At 70.9% G+C, this 19,004-nt stretch carries 17 protein-coding genes and 1 pseudogene; 11 read left to right on the top strand and 7 right to left on the bottom strand.

Annotation, left to right across the window (positions count from 1 at the left end):
- The first annotated feature begins 6 nt into the window (after positions 1–6).
- Together ACIHFB_RS04360 and ACIHFB_RS04355 are read left to right on the top strand one after the other, a co-directional pair.
- The gene (locus tag ACIHFB_RS04360; RefSeq protein ID WP_400125603.1) at positions 7–753 is read left to right on the top strand and encodes an SDR family NAD(P)-dependent oxidoreductase; all 747 of its coding nucleotides are present in this window, start codon (positions 7–9) and stop codon (positions 751–753) included.
- Positions 750–1,829: a threonine aldolase family protein gene (locus ACIHFB_RS04355; RefSeq protein ID WP_400125146.1), complete on the top strand. Its 1,080-nt coding sequence runs from the start codon at positions 750–752 to the stop codon at positions 1,827–1,829. The genes ACIHFB_RS04360 and ACIHFB_RS04355 overlap by 4 nt, the downstream gene beginning before the upstream one ends.
- 23 nt (positions 1,830–1,852) lie before the next feature.
- Here the strand turns inward: ACIHFB_RS04355 and ACIHFB_RS04350 are convergent, their stop codons facing one another.
- On the bottom strand, positions 1,853–3,247 hold the full coding sequence (locus ACIHFB_RS04350; RefSeq protein WP_400125144.1) for a hypothetical protein: 1,395 nt from the start codon (positions 3,245–3,247) through the stop codon (positions 1,853–1,855).
- A 182-nt stretch (positions 3,248–3,429) separates the two neighbouring features.
- Here ACIHFB_RS04350 and ACIHFB_RS04345 point away from each other — a divergent pair, with 182 nt between their 5' ends.
- Positions 3,430–4,002, top strand: a complete 573-nt coding sequence (locus ACIHFB_RS04345; protein ID WP_400125142.1) for a transglutaminase domain-containing protein — start codon at positions 3,430–3,432, stop codon at positions 4,000–4,002.
- Between the two features lie 13 nt (positions 4,003–4,015).
- The gene (locus tag ACIHFB_RS04340) at positions 4,016–4,723 is read left to right on the top strand and encodes a phenylalanine--tRNA ligase beta subunit-related protein (protein WP_365269822.1); all 708 of its coding nucleotides are present in this window, start codon (positions 4,016–4,018) and stop codon (positions 4,721–4,723) included.
- Between the two features lie 13 nt (positions 4,724–4,736).
- Here ACIHFB_RS04340 and ACIHFB_RS04335 read toward each other — a convergent pair whose 3' ends face one another.
- Together ACIHFB_RS04335 and ACIHFB_RS04330 are read right to left on the bottom strand one after the other, a co-directional pair.
- Positions 4,737–5,465, bottom strand: coding sequence for a lysophospholipid acyltransferase family protein (locus ACIHFB_RS04335; RefSeq protein WP_365269819.1), 729 nt, complete (start codon positions 5,463–5,465; stop codon positions 4,737–4,739).
- 187 nt (positions 5,466–5,652) lie between these two features.
- Complete coding sequence (locus tag ACIHFB_RS04330) at positions 5,653–6,069, bottom strand: DUF4395 domain-containing protein (RefSeq protein ID WP_400125140.1); 417 nt, start codon at positions 6,067–6,069, stop codon at positions 5,653–5,655.
- A gap of 77 nt (positions 6,070–6,146) precedes the next feature.
- Here ACIHFB_RS04330 and ACIHFB_RS04325 point away from each other — a divergent pair, with 77 nt between their 5' ends.
- The 4 genes from ACIHFB_RS04325 (at position 6,147) to ACIHFB_RS04310 (ending at position 9,334) form a co-directional block, all read left to right on the top strand.
- Entirely contained in the window at positions 6,147–6,560 is a 414-nt protein-coding gene (locus tag ACIHFB_RS04325) for a TlpA family protein disulfide reductase (protein ID WP_400125138.1), read from the top strand.
- Between the two features lie 197 nt (positions 6,561–6,757).
- Positions 6,758–7,267 (top strand): flavin reductase family protein, encoded by a 510-nt coding sequence (locus tag ACIHFB_RS04320; protein ID WP_400125136.1) that lies wholly within the window; start codon positions 6,758–6,760, stop codon positions 7,265–7,267.
- A gap of 219 nt (positions 7,268–7,486) precedes the next feature.
- Positions 7,487–8,272: an electron transfer flavoprotein subunit beta/FixA family protein gene (locus ACIHFB_RS04315; protein WP_365269807.1), complete on the top strand. Its 786-nt coding sequence runs from the start codon at positions 7,487–7,489 to the stop codon at positions 8,270–8,272.
- A gap of 99 nt (positions 8,273–8,371) precedes the next feature.
- Positions 8,372–9,334, top strand: a complete 963-nt coding sequence (locus ACIHFB_RS04310; protein WP_365269804.1) for an electron transfer flavoprotein subunit alpha/FixB family protein — start codon at positions 8,372–8,374, stop codon at positions 9,332–9,334.
- A gap of 147 nt (positions 9,335–9,481) precedes the next feature.
- Here the strand turns inward: ACIHFB_RS04310 and ACIHFB_RS04305 are convergent, their stop codons facing one another.
- Entirely contained in the window at positions 9,482–10,393 is a 912-nt protein-coding gene (locus ACIHFB_RS04305; RefSeq protein ID WP_365269801.1) for an endonuclease/exonuclease/phosphatase family protein, read from the bottom strand.
- 195 nt (positions 10,394–10,588) lie between these two features.
- Between ACIHFB_RS04305 and ACIHFB_RS04300 the strand changes: the two genes are divergently transcribed.
- Entirely contained in the window at positions 10,589–11,893 is a 1,305-nt protein-coding gene (locus tag ACIHFB_RS04300) for a DUF6986 family protein (protein WP_400125134.1), read from the top strand.
- 102 nt (positions 11,894–11,995) lie between these two features.
- Positions 11,996–13,837 carry a protein kinase gene (locus ACIHFB_RS04295; RefSeq protein ID WP_400125133.1) on the top strand — a complete coding sequence of 614 codons (1,842 nt, stop codon included), beginning with the start codon at positions 11,996–11,998 and terminating at the stop codon, positions 13,835–13,837.
- Here ACIHFB_RS04295 and ACIHFB_RS04290 read toward each other — a convergent pair.
- Complete coding sequence (locus ACIHFB_RS04290; RefSeq protein ID WP_400125132.1) at positions 13,783–14,577, bottom strand: hypothetical protein; 795 nt, start codon at positions 14,575–14,577, stop codon at positions 13,783–13,785. The two genes, ACIHFB_RS04295 and ACIHFB_RS04290, sit on opposite strands and share 55 nt — an antisense overlap.
- An 8-nt stretch (positions 14,578–14,585) precedes the next feature.
- On the bottom strand, positions 14,586–15,692 hold the full coding sequence (locus ACIHFB_RS04285) for a LacI family DNA-binding transcriptional regulator (protein WP_365269789.1): 1,107 nt from the start codon (positions 15,690–15,692) through the stop codon (positions 14,586–14,588).
- Between the two features lie 168 nt (positions 15,693–15,860).
- Between ACIHFB_RS04285 and ACIHFB_RS04280 the strand changes: the two are divergent.
- A pseudogene (locus tag ACIHFB_RS04280) lies at positions 15,861–16,769 on the top strand (ROK family protein); the annotation flags it as partial.
- Positions 16,770–16,932: 163 nt separating this feature from the next.
- Here the strand turns inward: ACIHFB_RS04280 and ACIHFB_RS04275 are convergent.
- Positions 16,933–18,957: an NPCBM/NEW2 domain-containing protein gene (locus ACIHFB_RS04275; RefSeq protein ID WP_400125131.1), complete on the bottom strand. Its 2,025-nt coding sequence runs from the start codon at positions 18,955–18,957 to the stop codon at positions 16,933–16,935.
- Positions 18,958–19,004: the final 47 nt, after the last annotated feature.

The raw sequence follows: 19,004 nt of genomic DNA, 5'->3' as shown, positions 1-19,004 counted from the left end.
AAGATCATGGCGAACGGAGCTCTCAGCGGTGCGGTGATCGCGGTGGCCGGCGCGGGCGGACCCGCCGGGCGTGCGGCGCTGCTCAGGCTGGCCGAGGCAGGCGCGACCGTCGTCGGTTCGGACAACGACCCGGAGCGGCTGGCGGAGGCCGTGGACGCGGCCAGCTACGCGCACGGCGGCGCCACCGTCGTCGGCGACACGGTCGATCTGCTCGACCTCCAGTCCACCCACGACTGGGCCACCCGCATCGAGAAGGACTTCGGCCGGATCGACGGCCTGGTGCACCTCGTCGGCGGCTGGCGCGGCAGCGAGACCTTCACCAGGACCAATCTCGACGACTGGGACTTCCTGGAGCTGCTGCTGATCCGCACGGTGCAGCACACCTCCCTCGCCTTCCACGAGGCGTTGCAGCGCAGCGACCGCGGCCGGTACGTCCTGATCAGCGCGGCCGGTGCCACCAAGCCCACCGCGGGCAACGCCGCCTACGCCGCCGCCAAGGCCGCCGCCGAGGCGTGGACGCTGGCCACGGCCGACTACTTCCGCAAGGCCGGGGGCGAGCAGGGCCCGAACGCGGCCGCTGCGATCCTGGTGGTGAAGGCGCTGGTGCACGACGCGATGCGCGCCGAGCGACCCAACGCGAAGTTCGCGGGCTTCACGGACGTCAAGGACCTGGCCGAGGCCGTCGTCGACGTCTGGGACAAGCCCGCCGCAGAAGTGAACGGACACCGTCTGTGGCTCACCGAGAAGCCGTGAACCCTCCGAAGACCGCTTTTACGCAGGCTCGTCGCCACCACGACCCGGAGATCCGCGGTTTCGCCAGCGACAACTACGCCGGGGCCCACCCCGAGGTGCTCGCCGCCCTGGCCCTGGCCAACGGCGGCCATCAGGTCGCGTACGGCGAGGACGACTACACCGGGAACCTCCAGCGGATCATCCGCAGCCACTTCGGCGCCACCGCCGAGGCGTTCCCGGTCTTCAACGGCACCGGCGCCAACGTCGTGGCGCTCCAGGCGGTCACCGACCGCTGGGGCGCGGTGATCTGCGCCGAGAGCGCGCACATCAACGTCGACGAGGGCGGCGCTCCCGAGCGCATGGGCGGCCTCAAGCTGCTCACCGTGCCCACACCCGACGGCAAGCTCACGCCCGAGCTGATCGACCGGCAGGCGTACGGCTGGGAGGACGAGCACCGGGCCATGCCGCAGGTCGTCTCCATAGCCCAGAGCACCGAACTCGGCACCGTCTACACGCCCGACGAGATCCACGCCATCTGCGAACACGCCCACGCGCACGGCATGAAGGTCCACGTCGACGGCTCCCGCCTCGCCAACGCGGCGGCCTCGCTCGACCTGCCCATGCGGACCTTCACCAACGCGGTCGGCGTCGACATCCTCTCCCTCGGCGGGACCAAGAACGGCGCGCTGTTCGGCGAGGCGGTCGTCGTCATCAACCAGGACGCCGTCAGCCACATGAAGCATCTGCGCAAGCTGTCCATGCAGCTCGCCTCCAAGATGCGCTTCGTGTCGGTCCAGTTGGAGGCGCTCCTCGCCAAGGACCTCTGGCTGCGCAACGCGCGGCACTCCAACGAGATGGCCCAGCGGCTGGCGGAGGGCGTGCGCGCGGTACACGGCGTCGAACTCCTCTACCCGGTGCAGTCCAACGCCCTGTTCGCGCGCCTCCCGCACGACGTGAGCGAGCGCCTGCAGAAGCGGTTCCGCTTCTACTTCTGGGACGAGGCCGCGGGCGACGTGCGCTGGATGTGCGCCTTCGACACGACCGAGGAGGACGTGGACGGGTTCGTGGCGGCGCTGAAGGAGGAGATGGCGCGTTAGGCCGTCTCCTCCCTCCTCACCGTTCAGCCGTTGACGACGATCGCCGCCGTGTTGTTGCGCAGGTTCGGATCGAATTTCCTGATCTCCAGCTCAGGCATGTCGTTGACGGTGGAGACGGTCGCCCGGGCACCGCGTACCACCCGCTCGATCTGGAGCGGGATCTCGAAGGTGTGGGACGACCCGTCGTGCAGCCAGACGGGCGTCGCGCAGAAGTAGTCGGTCACGGGGCCGGGATCGTCCGGCTCCGACGACCAGCACTCGTCCATGTCGAGCACCTTGGTGCCCTCCGGCGCCTGGAAGCGCACAACGGCGACCGGCGCGCCGACGCCCAGCGACGCCACCCAGGCCGGGCCGCGGTTCGACACGGTCACCCGGGCGGTGACCGTGTCTCCGACGGCCCCGCGCACCCTGCTGCCGGTGAGCTTCAGGTCGGCGGTGTTCTTGGCGTCGAGGATGACGGTCCGGTAGTTGTCGGACAGGTCGAGGTCGTTCTCCGCGGCCGCGGCCGGCTGCCCGGTCATGGGCCGCAGGTTCAGCTCGGCGCCCGTTCCCCGGGTCCACGCCCCGTCGCCGCGGGCTTCTTCCAGCGCCGCGTCCGAATAGGGCAGGACGGAGTGGTCGAACCGTTCGTACAGCGCCCTGCGCCCGACGCCGAGCTCGGTCACCAGCGCGTACTGCTGACCCGGAGCCACCGCCTCGTCCAGCACGCACAGCGCGAACGTACCGGTGTCCTGCTCCTGGTACTCGCAGTTGGCGTGCCGCTCCTTGAACCGCAGCCCGTAGGAGGCGTAGAGCGACAGCAGCGTGCGATCCACGGCGCGGTTGCCGTTGTTGGCGACCGTCGCCCGTACGCGGGTGGCCGTGCCCGGAGTGAGCCCGCGCTGGTTCTCGGCCTGGCTGAGGCCGAGATCCGGTCCGTTGCCGAGGGTGATCAGGGTCTCCGCCGGGCTCGAGGTCAGCTCCCCGGCGCCGGCCGTGTAGCGCAAGGACCCCGACGCGCCGAGGTCCGCGTCCGGCAGCGCGCGGAGCCCGAGCTCGGCGGCCGGCACGCGCTCCGTCCCGGCCGGCATCTCCGGGAAGGTGCAGAGCGCCCTGACGTCCGACTCGGGCACGCAGTTGGCGGGCCACGACACCCGCGCGAAGGCGGCGATCTCGCTTGCGTCCACCGTCAGTTGCCCGCCCGGCACGCTGTTGTCGAGGTTGTCGTGGGTGACGTCCACCGCAAGGTTCCGCTCAGGTGCGCTGCCGTCCGCGTCCGGCCCGGGCAGCACCGTCTCGGACGGCACGCTGATCCACAACTGGTCGGAGACGGCGTGCGCCGGCCCGACTCCGACCGCCGCCAGGGCACCCGCGGCGAGCACGCCCGCGAGAAGCCGGTATCTCACACGTCGTGTCGGCCCGGTCTGCTGGTCCTTCATGAATTCCCCCTCGTCGACGGTCTGCCGGTGGCCGAGACCGACGGCGGGGTGCAACGGTTGTGCTCGGATGTCTGGTTGCGGCGGTCTTCAGCCGTTCTTCAACCGATCGTGTACTGCATAGGTATGCGGAGCTTAGAAAATTCATTGACTTGCCTCGACCTGCATATCTAGGCTCCGCAGGTATGCAGCTGATCCAGGAAAACCCTGACCTGTCCGCCTACTTGGCCGCCGACGAGGTTATTGACCATGAGCATCCGGTGGTAAGGGCGACTGCGGCCCGACTCGCCAAGGAGGCTGTTGACTCGTATGCCTATGCGCGGGCCGCCTTCGAGTACGTGCGTGACGCCATCCCGCACTCGCAGGACTCCGGCGACCTACGGGTCACCTGGCGTGCCTCGGACGTCCTGGAGCAGGGCACGGGTATCTGCTACGCCAAGGCGCACGCCCTGGCGGCGCTGCTGCGGGCCGAGGACATTCCGACGGCGCTCTGCTACCAGCGGTTCGAGGTGGTGCACGGTCTTGTCGCCGTCCGGTTCAACGGCGCCTGGCATCGGCAGGATCCCAGGGGCAATAAGCCCGGCGTGGACGCCCAGTTCTCCCTCGACGGCGAGCGGCTGGCCTTCGTGCCCGACCCTGAGTCCAATGAGATGGACTACCCGGTGTTGTACGCTGAATCACACCCGGTCGTGCTCGACGCCCTCAAGGCGGCGCGTGACCGGCCGCACCTGTGGCAGACGCTCCCCACCGCACTCTGAGGCAAGGCCGACCATGACTCTCACGCTGACCGTGTCCGATGAGGTGCGCGACCTCGTACCCGGCTTCACGCACATCGCCATCGAGGCGCACGGCCTCGTCAACGGACCCAGCACCGCAGACAGTTCGGCGCTCCTGGACGACGCGGCCCGCCGGCTCGCCGTACGTCTGGACGGGCGGGCGCCGCACGAGGACGCGCACATCGCCGCATGGCGGGAGGCCTACACGGCGTTCGGGTCGAAGCCGTCGCGGACCCGCAACTCGGCGGAGGCGCTGGCCAAGCGGGCGTTGTCGGAGGCGGGCCTGCCCCGGATCAATGTGCTTGTCGACCTCTACAACGCCATCAGCGTCGCCCACCTGATCCCCGTCGGCGGCGAGGACCTGGACCGCATCCAGGGCGGCATGCGTCTTGTACGGGCCACGGGCGACGAGGACTTCGTGACCGTCGCCGGTGGTGAGGAGGCCGTTGAGCACCCGGACGCCGGCGAGGTGGTGTGGTGCGACGAGGCCAGTGTGACCTGCCGCCGCTGGAACTGGCGCCAGGGACCGCGCACCCGGCTCACCGAGGAGAGCACCTCGGCGCTCTTCCTGCTGGAGAGCCTGGCTCCGATGCCGGTCGCCGACGTCGAGGCGGCGGCCGCCGAACTCGTAGAACTGCTGGAGAAGTTCAGCCCGGGGGCGCGGGTGACGGTGCGCCCCCCGACCGGCGGCACGGAGCAGTAGTCCCGGCGAAGCGCTAGCGGGCCTCGGCCGCGCGGACTTGCTCCGGTGTCGGCGCCGTACCGCCGAGGTGCGCCGGCATCCACCAGGTGTCCTGGGCGTCCTTGGGGCGCACGGGGTAGGCCCGCTGCGCGGCTTCGAGGAGTTCCTGTACGGCATCGCGCAGTTGGCGCGTAATCGCTCCGGCGTACTTGTCGCGGGAGGCCTCGATCGCCTCGCCGACCCGGATGGTGATCGGGGTGTGGCTGCGCTTGAAGTTCTTCGGGTGGCCCTTGGTCCACAGCCGCTGTGTGCCCCACAGGGCCATCGGGATCAGCGGAACGCCCGCCTCCTGGGCCAGCCGGGCGGCGCCCGACTTGAAGCTCTTCAGCGTGAACGACTCCGAGATCGTGGCCTCCGGGAACACCCCGATGACTTCACCGGAGCGCAGCGAGTCCAGCGCGTGCGCGTACGCCGCCTCACCTTGCTTGCGGTCCACGGGAATGTGCTTCATCCCGCGCATCAGCGGTCCGGAGATCTTGTGCCGGAACACCGACTCCTTGGCCATGAAGCGGACCAGGCGCTTCTGCGGGAGCGCTGCCAGGCCGTCGAAGATGAAGTCCAGATAGCTGATGTGGTTGCTCACCAGCACGGCGCCGCCCGAGCGCGGAATGTTCTCCGACCCCTTGCAGTCGATCTTCAGGTCCCACGCCTTGAACAACGTGACGGCGAGACCGATAACGGGGCGGTAGACAAGCTCTGCCATGGACGGGGTGAACCCTTCCTTCTCTGCCAGGTAAAGGGCTCCCGGCGGGAAAGTTACGCAGCCGTAGGTTTACGGCATCTCGCAGATCGTGCCCGAAGAACGGACGGACAGCCAGTGTTCGTGCCTGTGAACGGCGAGATCCTCGTCACTTCGACCCCATGATCCACCTCGGGCTTTTACGCCGCCTTTACTCCGTGCGTACCGCAATCCTGCGGATGAGCAGGTACATCTCGCACCCCAGGCAGTACCCGAATGCAGCATTGAGAAAGGCGGCGGCGAGCGCGGCCCCCGTCGCAGCGAGCCCCAGCCAGAGCGGCCCCACCGTGTAGCCGACCAGCCCGAGCCCCGCGAAGAGGAGCCCCACCGCCTGCGCGAAGCGGGGCGGCTCCGGCGGCTCGAACTCGGTGGGCGGCCCGATCCGGGGCCGCACGGCCTTCCGGAAGAGCAGGCCGTACGGTGACCGGCTCACCCCGCCCGCGGCGCCCAGCGCGAATGCCAGCGTCTGCCAGGCCAGCAGCCAGGCGCTGCCGGTGATCAGAACGACCGCCAGTACAACGGTGCTCACGGCCGCCCCGAACCGCGGCCCTCTTGCGTCGATGTCCATGGGAATCAAGCATTCCGCAGCGGAAAGGATTCGGGGCGTCGGGAATCTTTGCAGTCGTGTGAATGCTTGAGGAGACGATGACCGGACTTGTGGTGTGTGTGGCGGTGCTCGTGGTGGCGAGCGCCTACGGAGTGCTGCATCGGTGGCGGAACGGGAGAGTGCGGGTGCGCGGGCGCGACGACGGAAAGCTGCTCGGCGCGGCCGAGTTGGGCGAGGATCTCGGCGAGCGCGCAACCCTCGTGCAGTTCTCCAGCGCTTTCTGCGCACCCTGTCGCGCGACCCGGCGGATTCTGGGCGAGGTGGCCGAGATGGTGCCGGGCGTGGCCCACATCGAGATCGACGCCGAGGCCCGGCTGGAGCTCGTACGCCGACTCGGCATCCTCAAGACCCCGACCGTGCTGGTCCTGGACGCCGACGGTCAGGTGGTGCGGCGGGCCACCGGTCAGCCGCGCAAGGCGGATGTGATCGCGGCCCTGGGGGAGGCGGTCTGAGCGCGGTGAGGCATCTCCCATATGCCGGGACGTACTTGACTGCGCGCACCACCTATCGTGACCCTGGCCTTATGCCTCAGGAACTCCTTCTCTTCGGGCGGGTGCACATAGACCTGGCCCGCCATGCGAGCGCGCGCTGTCCGGGCCGTTGACCCTCCCAGGACCGCTCGCCGCTCTCCCCGCAGAAGGACAACTCCATGACGACCACGCCCGATCTGGTCACCCGTCAGCTCACCACCACCGACCTGTTCCGCTCCGTCTTCCGGCGGCACGCGGCGGGCGTCGCCGTCATCACCGCGCTCGGTGACAGCGGCCCGGCCGGCTTCACCGCCACCTCCCTGACCTCGGTCTCGGCCCAACCCCCGCTCGTGTCCTTCGGAATCGGCACGGGCGCCTCCAGCTGGCCCGCGATAGCCGGGGCTGAGCATGTCGGCGTGCACATACTCGGCGAGCACCAGCGGGAGCTCGCCGCGACTTTCGCCCGCAGTGGCGCCGACCGCTTCGGCGCGTCCACCACCTGGCGGGAGGGGCCGGAAGGGGTCCCCGTCCTCGACGACGTCCTCGCCTGGCTCGTGTGCCGGGTGCACGCGCGCGTGCCCGCGGGGGATCACCGCATCGTGCTCGCCGAGGTCGTCCACGGCGACCCCGCGGGACCCGGACGTCCGCTCGTGTACCACCAGGGGCGGTTCACCGCGCTGCGTGACTGACCGGGCCCCGGACTCTTCTGCGGGACCGTCGAGTTCCGGTTACGCTGCGTTGCAAAGGTCACAGTTCAAAGCGCTTGCTTAGCGGGCAGGAACTGGGTGTACTGGCGAGTAATATTTCGGTCGGTGCGCAGGCCGCCCCGACCGGGATCGGCCGCTTGGGGCGCCTATGCTGCCTGCAAGTAGGCAGCCGAAAAATGACGATGCAGTAGGAGAGCCGGCGTGAGCTTGAGGATCGTTGTCACTGTGAAGTACGTGCCCGACGCCACTGGCGACCGGCACTTCGCCGATGACCTGACCGTCGACCGGGACGACGTGGACGGTCTGCTCTCCGAGCTCGACGAATATGCCGTCGAGCAGGCGCTGCAGATCGCCGACGACGCCGACGACGCCGAGATCACCGTCCTGACCGTGGGCCCCGAGGACGCCAAGGACGCGCTCCGCAAGGCCCTTTCGATGGGTGCCGACAAGGCGATCCACGTCGAGGACGACGACCTGCACGGCACCGACGCCATCGGCACCTCGCTGGTGCTGGCCAAGGCGATCGAGAAGGCCGGTTACGACCTGGTCATCTCCGGTATGGCCTCCACCGACGGCACCATGGGCGTCGTACCGGCGCTGCTGGCCGAGCGCCTGGGCGTCCCGCAGGTCACGCTGCTCTCCGAGGTCTCCGTCGAGGACGGCTCCGTCAAGGGCCGCCGGGACGGCGACGCCGCCTCCGAGACCCTGGAGGCATCGCTGCCGGCCGTCGTGTCGGTCACCGACCAGTCGGGCGAGGCGCGTTACCCGTCCTTCAAGGGCATCATGGCGGCCAAGAAGAAGCCGGTCGAGTCCTGGGACCTGTCCGACCTGGACCTGGAGGCCGAGGAGGTCGGCCTGGAGGGTTCCTATACGGTCGTCGACTCCGCGGCCGAGCGCCCGGCCCGTACGGCCGGCACGATCGTCAAGGACGAGGGCGAGGGCGGCAAGCAGCTCGCTGAGTTCCTCGCGGGCCAGAAGTTCATCTAGCCGCTGCGGGTCCGGGGGTCGCCCCCTGGCCGACCCGGCATCCGAGGCCCACCCGCCTACGCCCCCTCAAGCCCTCGCAATTCGCAGGAGAGCATTCCCATGGCTGAAGTTCTCGTCTACGTCGACCACGTGGACGGTGCCGTCCGCAAGCCCACCCTGGAGCTGCTGACGCTGGCCCGCCGTGTCGGCGAGCCCGTCGCGGTCGCCCTCGGTGCCGGCGCCGCCGACACCGCCGCCACCCTCGCCGAGCACGGCGCCGTGAAGGTCCTCACCCACGAGGCCTCCGAGTACGCCGACTACCTGGTCGTCCCGAAGGTGGACGCCCTCCAGGCCGCGGTCGAGGCCGTCTCCCCGGCCGCCGTGCTGGTGCCGTCCTCCGCCGAGGGCAAGGAGATCGCCGCCCGTCTGGCGCTGCGCATCGGCTCCGGCATCATCACCGACGCCATCGACCTGGAGGCCGGTGACGAGGGCCCGGTGGCCACGCAGTCGGTGTTCGCCGCCTCCTTCACCACCAAGTCCCGTGTCGCCAAGGGCACCCCGGTCATCACGGTCAAGCCCAACAGCGCCGCCGTGGAGGCCGCTCCGGCCGCCGGCGCGGTCGAGGCCCTCGCCGTGTCCTTCTCCGAGCAGGCCGCCGGCACCAAGGTCACCGCCCGCACCCCGCGCGAGTCGACCGGCCGCCCGGAGCTGACCGAGGCCGCGATCGTGGTCTCCGGCGGCCGCGGTGTGAACGGCGCGGAGAACTTCGCGATCATCGAAGGGCTCGCCGACTCCCTCGGCGCGGCCGTCGGTGCCTCGCGTGCCGCGGTGGACGCCGGCTGGTACCCGCACACCAACCAGGTCGGCCAGACCGGTAAGTCGGTCTCGCCGCAGCTGTACATCGCCTCCGGTATCTCCGGCGCCATCCAGCACCGCGCCGGTATGCAGACCTCGAAGACGATCGTGGCGATCAACAAGGACGCCGAGGCCCCGATCTTCGACCTCGTCGACTACGGCGTCGTCGGCGACCTCTTCGACGTCGTCCCGCAGCTCACCGAGGAGATCAAGACCCGCAAGGGCTGATCCGTCGAGCGCTGAACGAGGCCCCCGCGACCGTGCCGACGGTCGCGGGGGCCTTAGGGCCTGCTCTGAGTTGCCTCGCCTGCGCACCGAACGCTGCTGCGCCCGCGCTCCGCGTGGACGACGGGGCAACTCAGAACAGGCCCTGGCTCATCCCAGGGTCAGCGACGCCTGCACCGGCAGGTGGTCGCTCGGGAACTGGCCGTTCACGGCGAAGGTGTTGATCGACGCGCGGTGTGTCGTGACCCCCGGTGTGGCCAGGATCCAGTCGATGCGGTCGCCGTCCGGCGTCAGCGGCTTGTAGCCGTGGAAGGTCGCGTACAGCGGGCTGCGCTCGGCGGCCGTGTCCCAGGTGTCGACGAGGCCGGCGCTCAGCATGGTGTCGTAGACCGGGTTCTTGTGGGCCGCGACATTGAAGTCTCCCGTCACCAGGAGGGGCAGCGAGGGGTCCAGTCCGGCGATCCGCTGGACGGTCAGCGCGGCGGCACGCGCGCGTGCGTTCTGGCTGGCGTTGTCGAGGTGGGTGTCGAGGAAGTAGAACTCCCGGCCGCCGTCGGCCAGATCACGGAAACGGACCCAGGTGACCATCCGGATGGAGCCGCCGCCCCAGGTGTTGGAGCCGATGACGTTCGGGGTGTCGGAGAGCCAGAAGTGGTCGTACTCGAGCGGGGCGAGCCGTCGGGTGTCGTAGAAGATCGCCATGAACTCGTCGCGGCTGCCGCCCGCGCGTCCGGTGCCGATCCAGTCGTAGTGGGCTCCGAGATCCGACTCGATGTCCCTGACCTGCTGGTAGAGGCCTTCCTGGGTGCCGATGAGGTGGAGGCCCTCGCGGCGCAGCAGTTCGCGCATCACCGGTCTGCGGACGGTCCAGCTGTTGGGTTCGGTGGTGCTGGCGAAGCGGAGGTTGAAGGACATGACCTCCAGGCGGCCGTTCGCGGACCGGGATTCCTCCGCGGAGGCGGACGGTCCGGACAGTGCTGTACTGGAGAGCGGGACGGCGATCGCCGCCGCCAACGCGGTCTTCAGGCCCAGACGGCGCGTGACTCGGCTGTGCTGCGGCACGGGGGCTCCTTCGGTGGGGGCTGCCGGACGAGTCGTGCGTACGGAAGTGTTCTATCGCCATGTGAGATGGACGTGAACATGTCGAAAGCCTGGAGTGGACCGGTTCGGAAGTGGTGTTGACCGGCGGGAAGGTCCCCGGATAACTTCGTTCTACGGATTGTTGATTCCGTACTGCGGAAAACAGGAGGGTGTGGGATGGGTCAGGGCCAGCAGGAGAAGGCGGCGACAAGCCTCGCGGGCGCCGTCAGCGAGGAGATCAGCGCCTCCCTCGCGCCGGTCGACGCCGAACTGGAGCGCCGCTACCCCGGCGACCCCGGCACCCGTCAGCCCGTCCACACCGTCTACGTCCCCGGTGACGTCTTCACCGCCGACACCATCCGCTCCTGGGGCGACCAGGCCCTCGCGGCCCTCGACGAACACGCCCCGGACGCCGCCTCCTTCGCCGCCGTCCTCGGCCTCGCGGACGACCTCGCCGAGCCCGTCCACGCGCGCGTGCGGGCCAAGCTGGAGCGCGAGCCCATCGAAGACCTGCGCGTCGACTTCGAGGACGGCTACGGCCCGCGCCCCGACGCCGAGGAGGACGAGGCGGCGGCCCGTGCGGCCCGGCTGATCGCCGAGGCGTACGCGAACCGCACGGCGGCTCCGTACATGGGCATCCGCATGAAGTGCATGGAGGCGCCGGTACGGGACCGGGGCATCCGCACCCTCGACATCTTCCTGACCGGGCTGATGGAGGCGGGCGGGCTGCCCGACGGGCTGGTCCTGACGCTGCCCAAGGTGACGTACGCCGAGCAGGTCACCGCCATGGTGCGGCTCCTGGAGGCCTTTGAGAAGGCGCGCGGTCTCGAGCCCGGCCGGATCGGCTTCGAGATCCAGATCGAGACCAGCCAGTCCATCCTCGCCGCCGACGGCACCGCCACCGTCGCCCGCATGATCGAGGCCGCCGAGGGCCGCGCCACCGGGCTGCACTACGGCACCTTCGACTACAGCGCCTGCCTCGGCGTCTCCGCCGCCTACCAGGCCAGCGACCACCCGGCCGCCGACCACGCCAAGGCGATCATGCAGGTCGCGGCGGCGGGCACCGGCGTACGCGTCTCGGACGGCTCCACCAACGTCCTCCCGATCGGTACGACCGAGAAGGTCCACGACGCCTGGCGGCTGCACTACGGCCTCACCCGGCGCGCCCTGGCCCGCGCCTACTACCAGGGCTGGGACATGCACCCCGGTCACATCCCGACCCGGTACGCGGCCGTCTTCGCCTTCTACCGCGAGGGCTTCGAGCAGGCCGCGGCCCGCCTCACCCGGTACGCCAACCGGGCCGGCGGCGACGTCATGGACGAGCCCGCCACCGCGAAGGCGCTCAGCGGGTATCTGCTGCGGGGCCTGGACTGCGGCGCCCTCGACATCGCCGAGGTCGCGCGCGCGACCGGGCTGACCCGGGCCGACCTGGAGGGCTTCGCGGCGCCCCGGCGCGGGGATCTGACGGCATCCGCCAAGTGACGACGTAGCGGAGCTGTCACAGCCGAGGTCTCCTGACCGCGCTGTCACTGGCGCCCCGTAGTCTGTACGGCACGAAAGGCGTGTCACAGGAACGGGGCAGCGGTGTCTTCGGGGGAGAACGGACAGACGGACGAGGCCGGTCGACTGCTGGCCGGGCGCTATCGCGTCGTGGCCCAGCTCGGTCGCGGCGGCATGGGCGTGGTCTGGCGGGCAGTCGACGAGGTCCTCGGTCGCGAGGTCGCCGTCAAGGAACTGCGCACCTACACCGACGCGGACGGCCCCGAACTCGCCGATCTACGGCTGCGGATGCAGCGTGAGGCGAGGGCGGCGGCCCGGGTGCGCCACCCCGGAGTCGTCGCCGTGCACGATGTGACCGAGGTCGACGGCCGCCCGCTGATCGTCATGGAACTGATCGACGGCCCGTCGCTGGACGCCGTCCTGCGCGAGCGCGGCACGCTCGACGCGCGCGAGGCGGCCGACATCGGGGCCAAGGTGCTGGACGCGTTGGCCGCGGCCCACCGCGCCGGCGTCCTGCACCGCGATGTGAAGCCGGGCAACATCCTGCTCGAGCACTCGGGGCGTGTGGTCCTCACCGACTTCGGCATCGCCACGATGGACGACCCGGGCGACGGCTCGGCCACCCACCTCACCCGCAGCGGCCATCTCGTCGGATCCCTGGACTACATGGCTCCGGAGCGGGCCCAGGGCGCCGATCCCGGTCCGGCCTCCGACGTCTGGGCCCTGGGCGCCACGCTCTACGCGGCCGTCGAGGGCGTCGCGCCCTTCCGCCGTACGTCGACCTTCTCCACCCTCACCGCCATCGTCGCCGAGCCGCCGGCGGAGCCGCACCGGGCCGGGCCGCTCGGCCCCGTGCTCCAACGCCTGCTGGACAAGCGGCCTGAGGGCCGTCCGGAGGCCGACGAGGCACGGGAACTGCTGCGGCGGGTGGCGGACGGTTCGGGGACGGACGTACCGACGACGACACTTCGGGCGAGCGGCGCTCCTCCGGAGGAGGCACAGCCCGGCGTTCCTCCGGCGGTGCCGTCGGCGTTCGGGCCGCCGGAGTCCGTCGCGCCTGTGGCACAGGGGGCGGAAGCGCCGGCACAGCCCGGGGAGGAAGGACAGGCCGGTTGGGGGACACAGGGGACCCAGGGGACACCGGGCTTCGGTTCGTCGGCGCAGACCGGGTCGGGGATGCCGGGCTTCGGCCCCGCCACGCCCGCCGCCCAGGACCCCTCGGCGCCCACCGGCCCCGTGGCCGCGTCGGCCCCCTCCCGCCGCCGTACCGGACGCGTCCTGCCGGCCGTGCTGGCCGTGGTGGCCGTCTTCGCGGCAACCGGAGTCGCGGTCGCCGTGCTGAACGACACCGGTGACACGCAAGCCGGCCCACGGCCCACGTCCTCCGTCACATCAGCCGGTGCCACCTCCCCGGCGTCCGGCAGCCCGGACGCCGACCGCTCCGACACCGCCAAGCCCACCGAGCAGGGCGACGAGAAGACACCCGCCCCGACGGCGGCGCCGTCCGAGAAGGGCGAGGGCACGTCCGGCGGCCAGGACTCCACGCCCGCACCGACCAAGACGGCCGGCGGCGGCACGACGGGAGGCGGCACCGACAGCGGCGGCGCGACCGGCGGGGGCGGCGAGACCACCCCGGCGCCGACACCCGCCTGCGTGTCCGTCGGCGGCGGCAAGTACAACTGCGAGGTCTGGCGGACCACCACGTCGTACACCGCCGACGGCGCCGAGGCCGGCACCCTGAACGCGGGCACCAACTACTTCTACTGCCAGGCGAATCTGGGGCGCCGGGAGACCTCCGGCGACTGGACGAACGTCTGGTGGGCCAAGACGGACGACGACAGCGGCAACACGGGCGTCTACATCAGCGACGTCTACATCCAGGGCGGTGACAACGACCAGCCGGTCCCCGGACTCCCGACCTGCTGAACCGGCCCGTACCGCTCCAGTCCCGAGGCCGTCACCAGCCCCTCCTCGGCGAGCAGCCGCGTCCCCGCCGCGCACAGCCGCCGGTCGGCGCGGGCCCGCGAGCAGAACTCCTCCGGTGTGCCACCGAACAGCTCCCTCAACCGCGCCGAGCCCGCGAGGAGTTCGGTGAGCAGGGCACGCTGTCCCGGATGAGTGCGCGGAACGCCAGTGCCGTCGTGCAGGACACCGTGGCGGTTGACGTACACGAACGCGCCGGGAAGGCCGGTGCCGTCCTCCAACTCCACGAGCACCTCCGGCGCGGGCAGCCAGGCACGGCCGTAGTTGCCGTCCGGCAGCGGCACGCCCTCGCTCGCGTCGACGACCGCGAGCTGCTCGGCATCCAGCCAGGTCACGAACAACTCCCGGACATGTCCGGGCGCTTCGAACGGTGACGCGGACACATACCCCAGGCGGCTCACATGCGCGGAGACGCCGACCTCGATGCCCGTGACCCGGGCCTTCACCATCGGCACGGGGGAGGTGATGCCCGACTCGGCCATCTTGTGCCGCATCTGGGCCGGGCAGGCGTTGGACCCGACAGCGAGGACGGGGACGCGGTCCTCGTGCACCGGACGGTCCAGCGGCAGCAGCCGGTCACCGTCCAGGAGGCCGGACTCCCTCGGCCACGCGCCCGGGTAGAGCAGCGGATGATCGCGCGGAGCGTCGGCCAGGCCCAGCGATTCCAGGGTGCGGTCGTCCACGGGCGCCCTCAGTCCGTCGGCGCCAGTTCGCCCGAGCCACGGGTGATCAGCCGGGTCGGGAGCTCGATGCGCTCCGGGACGACCAGGGAGCCGTCCAGCTGGCGGAAGAGGCGCTCGGCGGCGGTGCGGCCGAGGGTGGCGGCGTCCTGGGCGACGACCGTGACGCCCGGCTCCAGCAGATCGGCGAGCTCGATGTCGTCGAACCCGACCAGGGCGATCCGGCGGGAGTGCTCGGCGAGCACCCGGATCACGGTGACCGTCACCCGGTTGTTGCCCGCGAAGACCGCGGTCACGGGCGAGGAGCCGGTGAGCATCTCCTCGGTCGCCCGGCGCACCCGCTCGGGGTCCGTCACGCCCAGGGACATCCACGCGTCCTCGACCGGTATCCCCGCGTCCTCCATGGCCGCCCGGTAGCCGCGCAGCCGCTCGGCGGCCGTGTGGATGCGGGGCATGTCGCCGATGAAGCCGATCCGGCGGTGGCCGTGGGCGATGAGGTGGGCCACACCGTCGCGGGCGCCGCCGAAGCTGTCCGAGAGCACGACATCGGCGTCGATCTTCCCGGCCGGACGGTCCACGAACACGGTGGCCACGCCCGCTCTCAGCTCCGGCTCCAGATAACGGTGGTCGTCACCGGCCGGGATGACGACCAGCCCGTCCACCCGCCGTGCGCACAGCGCCAGCACCAGCTCCTGCTCACGGTCCGGGTCCTCCGCGCTGGAGCCGTTGATGAGCAGGGCGCCGTGTGCGCGGGCCACCTCCTCGACCGCGCGGCTGAGCGGACCGTAGAACGGGTCCGCGAGGTCCTCCAGGACCAGGCCGATGCTGGCGGTACGGCCCTTGCGGAGCACCCGCGCGCTGTCGTTGCGGCGGAAGCCCAGGGCGTCGATGGCCTCCTGGACGCGGCGCTCCGTCTCGGGTGTGACCCCCGGCTCTCCGTTGACCACGCGCGACACGGTCTTCAGTCCGACTCCCGCACGCGCCGCCACGTCCTTCATGGTCGGACGATTGCCGTAGCGGTTCCCGGAGATGCGGTCTGCGAGGCGATCTGCACGGCGGCTGGTTTCGGGCACAGTGCGGTGTCCTGTCCTGTCGTCCACGGGGATGCGTCGGGCCATGGTCTTGTATGAGGATGTGGCGTCGAGCATAGAGCCTGGACAACGTTGTCAGATGCGGGAGAGACTGTCCACCGCAATCTCCGGCCTGCGTCCCCACCGTGAGACCGGCCCACCCTTTTCCCGTTGCAGACGGGGAGATCCGATCCTTGACGGGGAGATCAGACACTGATGCACACCGACCTCGTGGCCGCGCTCGACATCGGCGGCACCAAGATCGCCGGAGCGCTGGTGGACGGCCACGGCAGCATCCTGGTGCGTGCGCAGCGTGCGACACCGGCGCAGGAGGACGGCGAGACCGTCATGCGCGCCGTCGAGGAGGTGCTCGGCGAACTCACCGCATCCGAGCTGTGGGGCCGGGCGACCGCCCTCGGTATCGGCAGCGCGGGCCCGGTGGACGCCTCCGCGGGCACGGTGAGCCCGGTGAACGTGCCCGGCTGGCGCGACTACCCGCTCGTACGGCGCGTGCGGACCGCCGCCGGAGGGCTGCCCGTCGAGCTGATCGGCGACGGCGTCGCGATCACGGCGGCCGAGCACTGGCAGGGCGCCGCCCGCGGCCACGACAACGCGCTGTGCATGGTCGTCTCCACGGGCGTCGGCGGCGGCCTGGTCCTGGGCGGACAGCTGCACCCCGGGCCGACCGGCAACGCGGGCCACATCGGCCACATCAGCGTGGACCTCGACGGCGACCCGTGCCCGTGCGGTTCGCGCGGCTGCGTGGAGCGCATCGCGAGTGGCCCGAACATCGCCCGGCGCGCGATCGAGGGCGGCTGGCGTCCGGGCCCCGACGGTGACACGTCCGCCGCCGCGGTGGCCGCCGCCGCCCGCGCGGGCGACCCGGTCGCCGTCGCCTCCTTCGAGCGCGCCGCCAGGGCCCTGGCCGCCGGCATCGCCGCCACCGCGACCCTGGTCGAGATCGACATCGCCGTCATCGGCGGCGGTGTCGGCAAGGCGGGCGATGTGCTGTTCACGCCGCTGCGCAAGGCGCTGAGCGACTACGCCACCCTGTCCTTCGTCCAGCGCCTGACGGTGACGCCGGCGCAGATGGGGACGGACGCGGGACTGGTGGGTGCGGCCGCGGGGGGGCGCGGCCCGGGGGGGGGGGGGGGCCCCGCGGGGGGGGGGGGGGGGGGCGGCCCCGGGGGGGCGCGCGGGGGGGGCGCCCCCCCCCGCGGCGGGGGTGTGAGGCGGGGAGGCCTCGACAGGAACGTTCAGCCGGAGGCCGGCTGCGAAGGTGCCGGCCTCAGCAGCTCAGCTGGGCGTTCGCCCAGTCGGCGTGGTCCCAGGTGGAGCCGTCGCCGCCGTCGGTGACGACGAGGCGGATCGTCGCGGCGCCCGTCACATCCGCGGTCAGCGGCTGGGCGGGCATCGCGGTGGTGAGAACGCCCGTCGAGGCGGCCTTGGTGCCGTCGGCCCAGATCTCGAAGGCGACGCTGCCGGTCGTCTGTGCCTCGTCATCGACACCGACGTCCGCGCTGACCGTCTCGCACCCGCCGCCGGCGTAGTACTCGACCACGCTGTCGGCGTGCACACCGAGTCCCTTGTCGTACACGACTCCCTCGACGGTGATGGGATTGCCGTCGCCCAAGCTGCTCTCGCCGTTGCTGGTATTGCGCTCGACCGGCCCCCAGCCGTTGCTGGTCGACAGCCACGGAAGATCACCGAGCCCGGACGTCCCCGAGGATGGTGCCACCACCACGGACACGGCAATGGGCACCGAGCTGACGACCCGGACACCGGAGGGCGACTGATAACTCGTCTTGAGTGCCAGGTCATACGATCCCCCAGGCGTCCCTGACGGGGCGGTGACCGACCACTTGGTGCGCAGCGAACGGCCCGTCGGCAGTGCCGCGGTCGTCGTCGGTGACTTCGCCTTGACGGTCCATCCCGCGGGCCCGGTCAGGGCGACGGAGGCGCGCTTGGCAGGTGTGCGTCCCAGGTCGGTGATGGTGGACGTCAGCGTGGCAGGCTCGCCCGCCTCGAACAACGGGCTGCCGTCCAGGCCGAGTTCGACGGCGGGCGGGTGCTTGGCCCAGCGGGGGTCGGCCGCGACCCGTACGAGAACGGTGCCGTGCGCCGGGACCGTGGCCGAGATCGCGCCCGCGGTGTTGTAGCTCTTGTGCTGCCACAGGTCGCGCAGGGTGTAGGCGCGGGCCTCGGGCAGGCCGACGGCCGACGCGGACGTGGTGACGCGCTGCGCCCTGGCGGACTCGTTGAACAGCGCCACCGCGCGGCTGCCGTCCTGCATCTCCTTGGCGACGACCCAGCGTCCGCCCTCCGACGACACGACCGTGCCCTGCTTGCCCAGCGGGTCCTGGTCGACCCCGATGACCTCCTTGTTGCCGAGGATCTCGAAGGTCTCGTCGGACGCTCCGCGCAGGTCGGAGCCGATCAGCAGCGGCGCGGCCATGATCGACCAGAGCGAGAAGTGCGAGCGGTACTCGGTGTCCGTCATACCGCCGTTGCCGACCTCCAGCATGTCGGGGTCGTTCCAGCGCCCCGGACCGGCGTGTTCCGCGAGTGGGAGGTTCTGCTTCAGGATCGACAGCATCGAACTCCAGCTGTCGCTGATGTCGCCGGTGGTGCGCCACAGCTGTCCGACGTCTGCCGCCCACTCCCAGGGTTTGTTCTCACCCCATTCGCAGATGCTGTAGACGATGGGCCGACCGGTCGCCAGGAGGGCGTCGCGCATGGTGGTGTAGCGCTGCTTCGCGTCCACGCCCTGGTTGTTGCAGTTGTCGTACTTGAGGTAGTCGACGCCCCAGTCGGCGAACTGCTGCGCGTCGCTGTACTCGTGGCCCAGCCCGCCCGGGAAGCCGGCGTCGTTGCAGGTCTTCGTGCCGGCGCTGGTGTAGATGCCGAACTTGAGCCCCTTGGCGTGCACGTAGTCGGCGACCGCCTTGAGGCCGTTCGGGAAGCGGACGGGGTCGGGCACGAGTTTGCCGTTCGCGTCCCGCGTCGGCAGGGCCCAGCAGTCGTCGAGGTTGACGTACTGGTACCCGGCGTCCTTGAGGCCCTTCTCGACGAATATGTCGGCGATTCCCTTGACCATGGCTTCGTTGAACTCGGCCCGACAGTTCGTGGAGTTCCAGTTGTTGAAGCCCATCGGCGGGGTGAGGGCGAGGCCTTCGGCCGGTGTTTGGGCCGTGTCTTCGGCGGCGGCCGTGGCCGCGTGGACGGGTGCGGCGAGTCCTGCGGTGCACAGGAGCCCTGCCGCGAGTGCTCCGACCAATCTTCTGCGGGTTGTGCGGGTGTGAGGGTGACGCATCGTTACGCTTCCTCCGAACCACCGAAAGATAGGATGACTACATGTAC

The sequence above is a fragment of the Streptomyces sp. NPDC051963 genome (genome assembly GCF_044593495.1).
In the GTDB taxonomy this organism is placed as follows: Bacteria; Actinomycetota; Actinomycetes; order Streptomycetales; family Streptomycetaceae; genus Streptomyces.
Note: the sequence above shows the minus strand (reverse complement) of the source record. Positions and strands in the feature narration are given on the sequence as shown.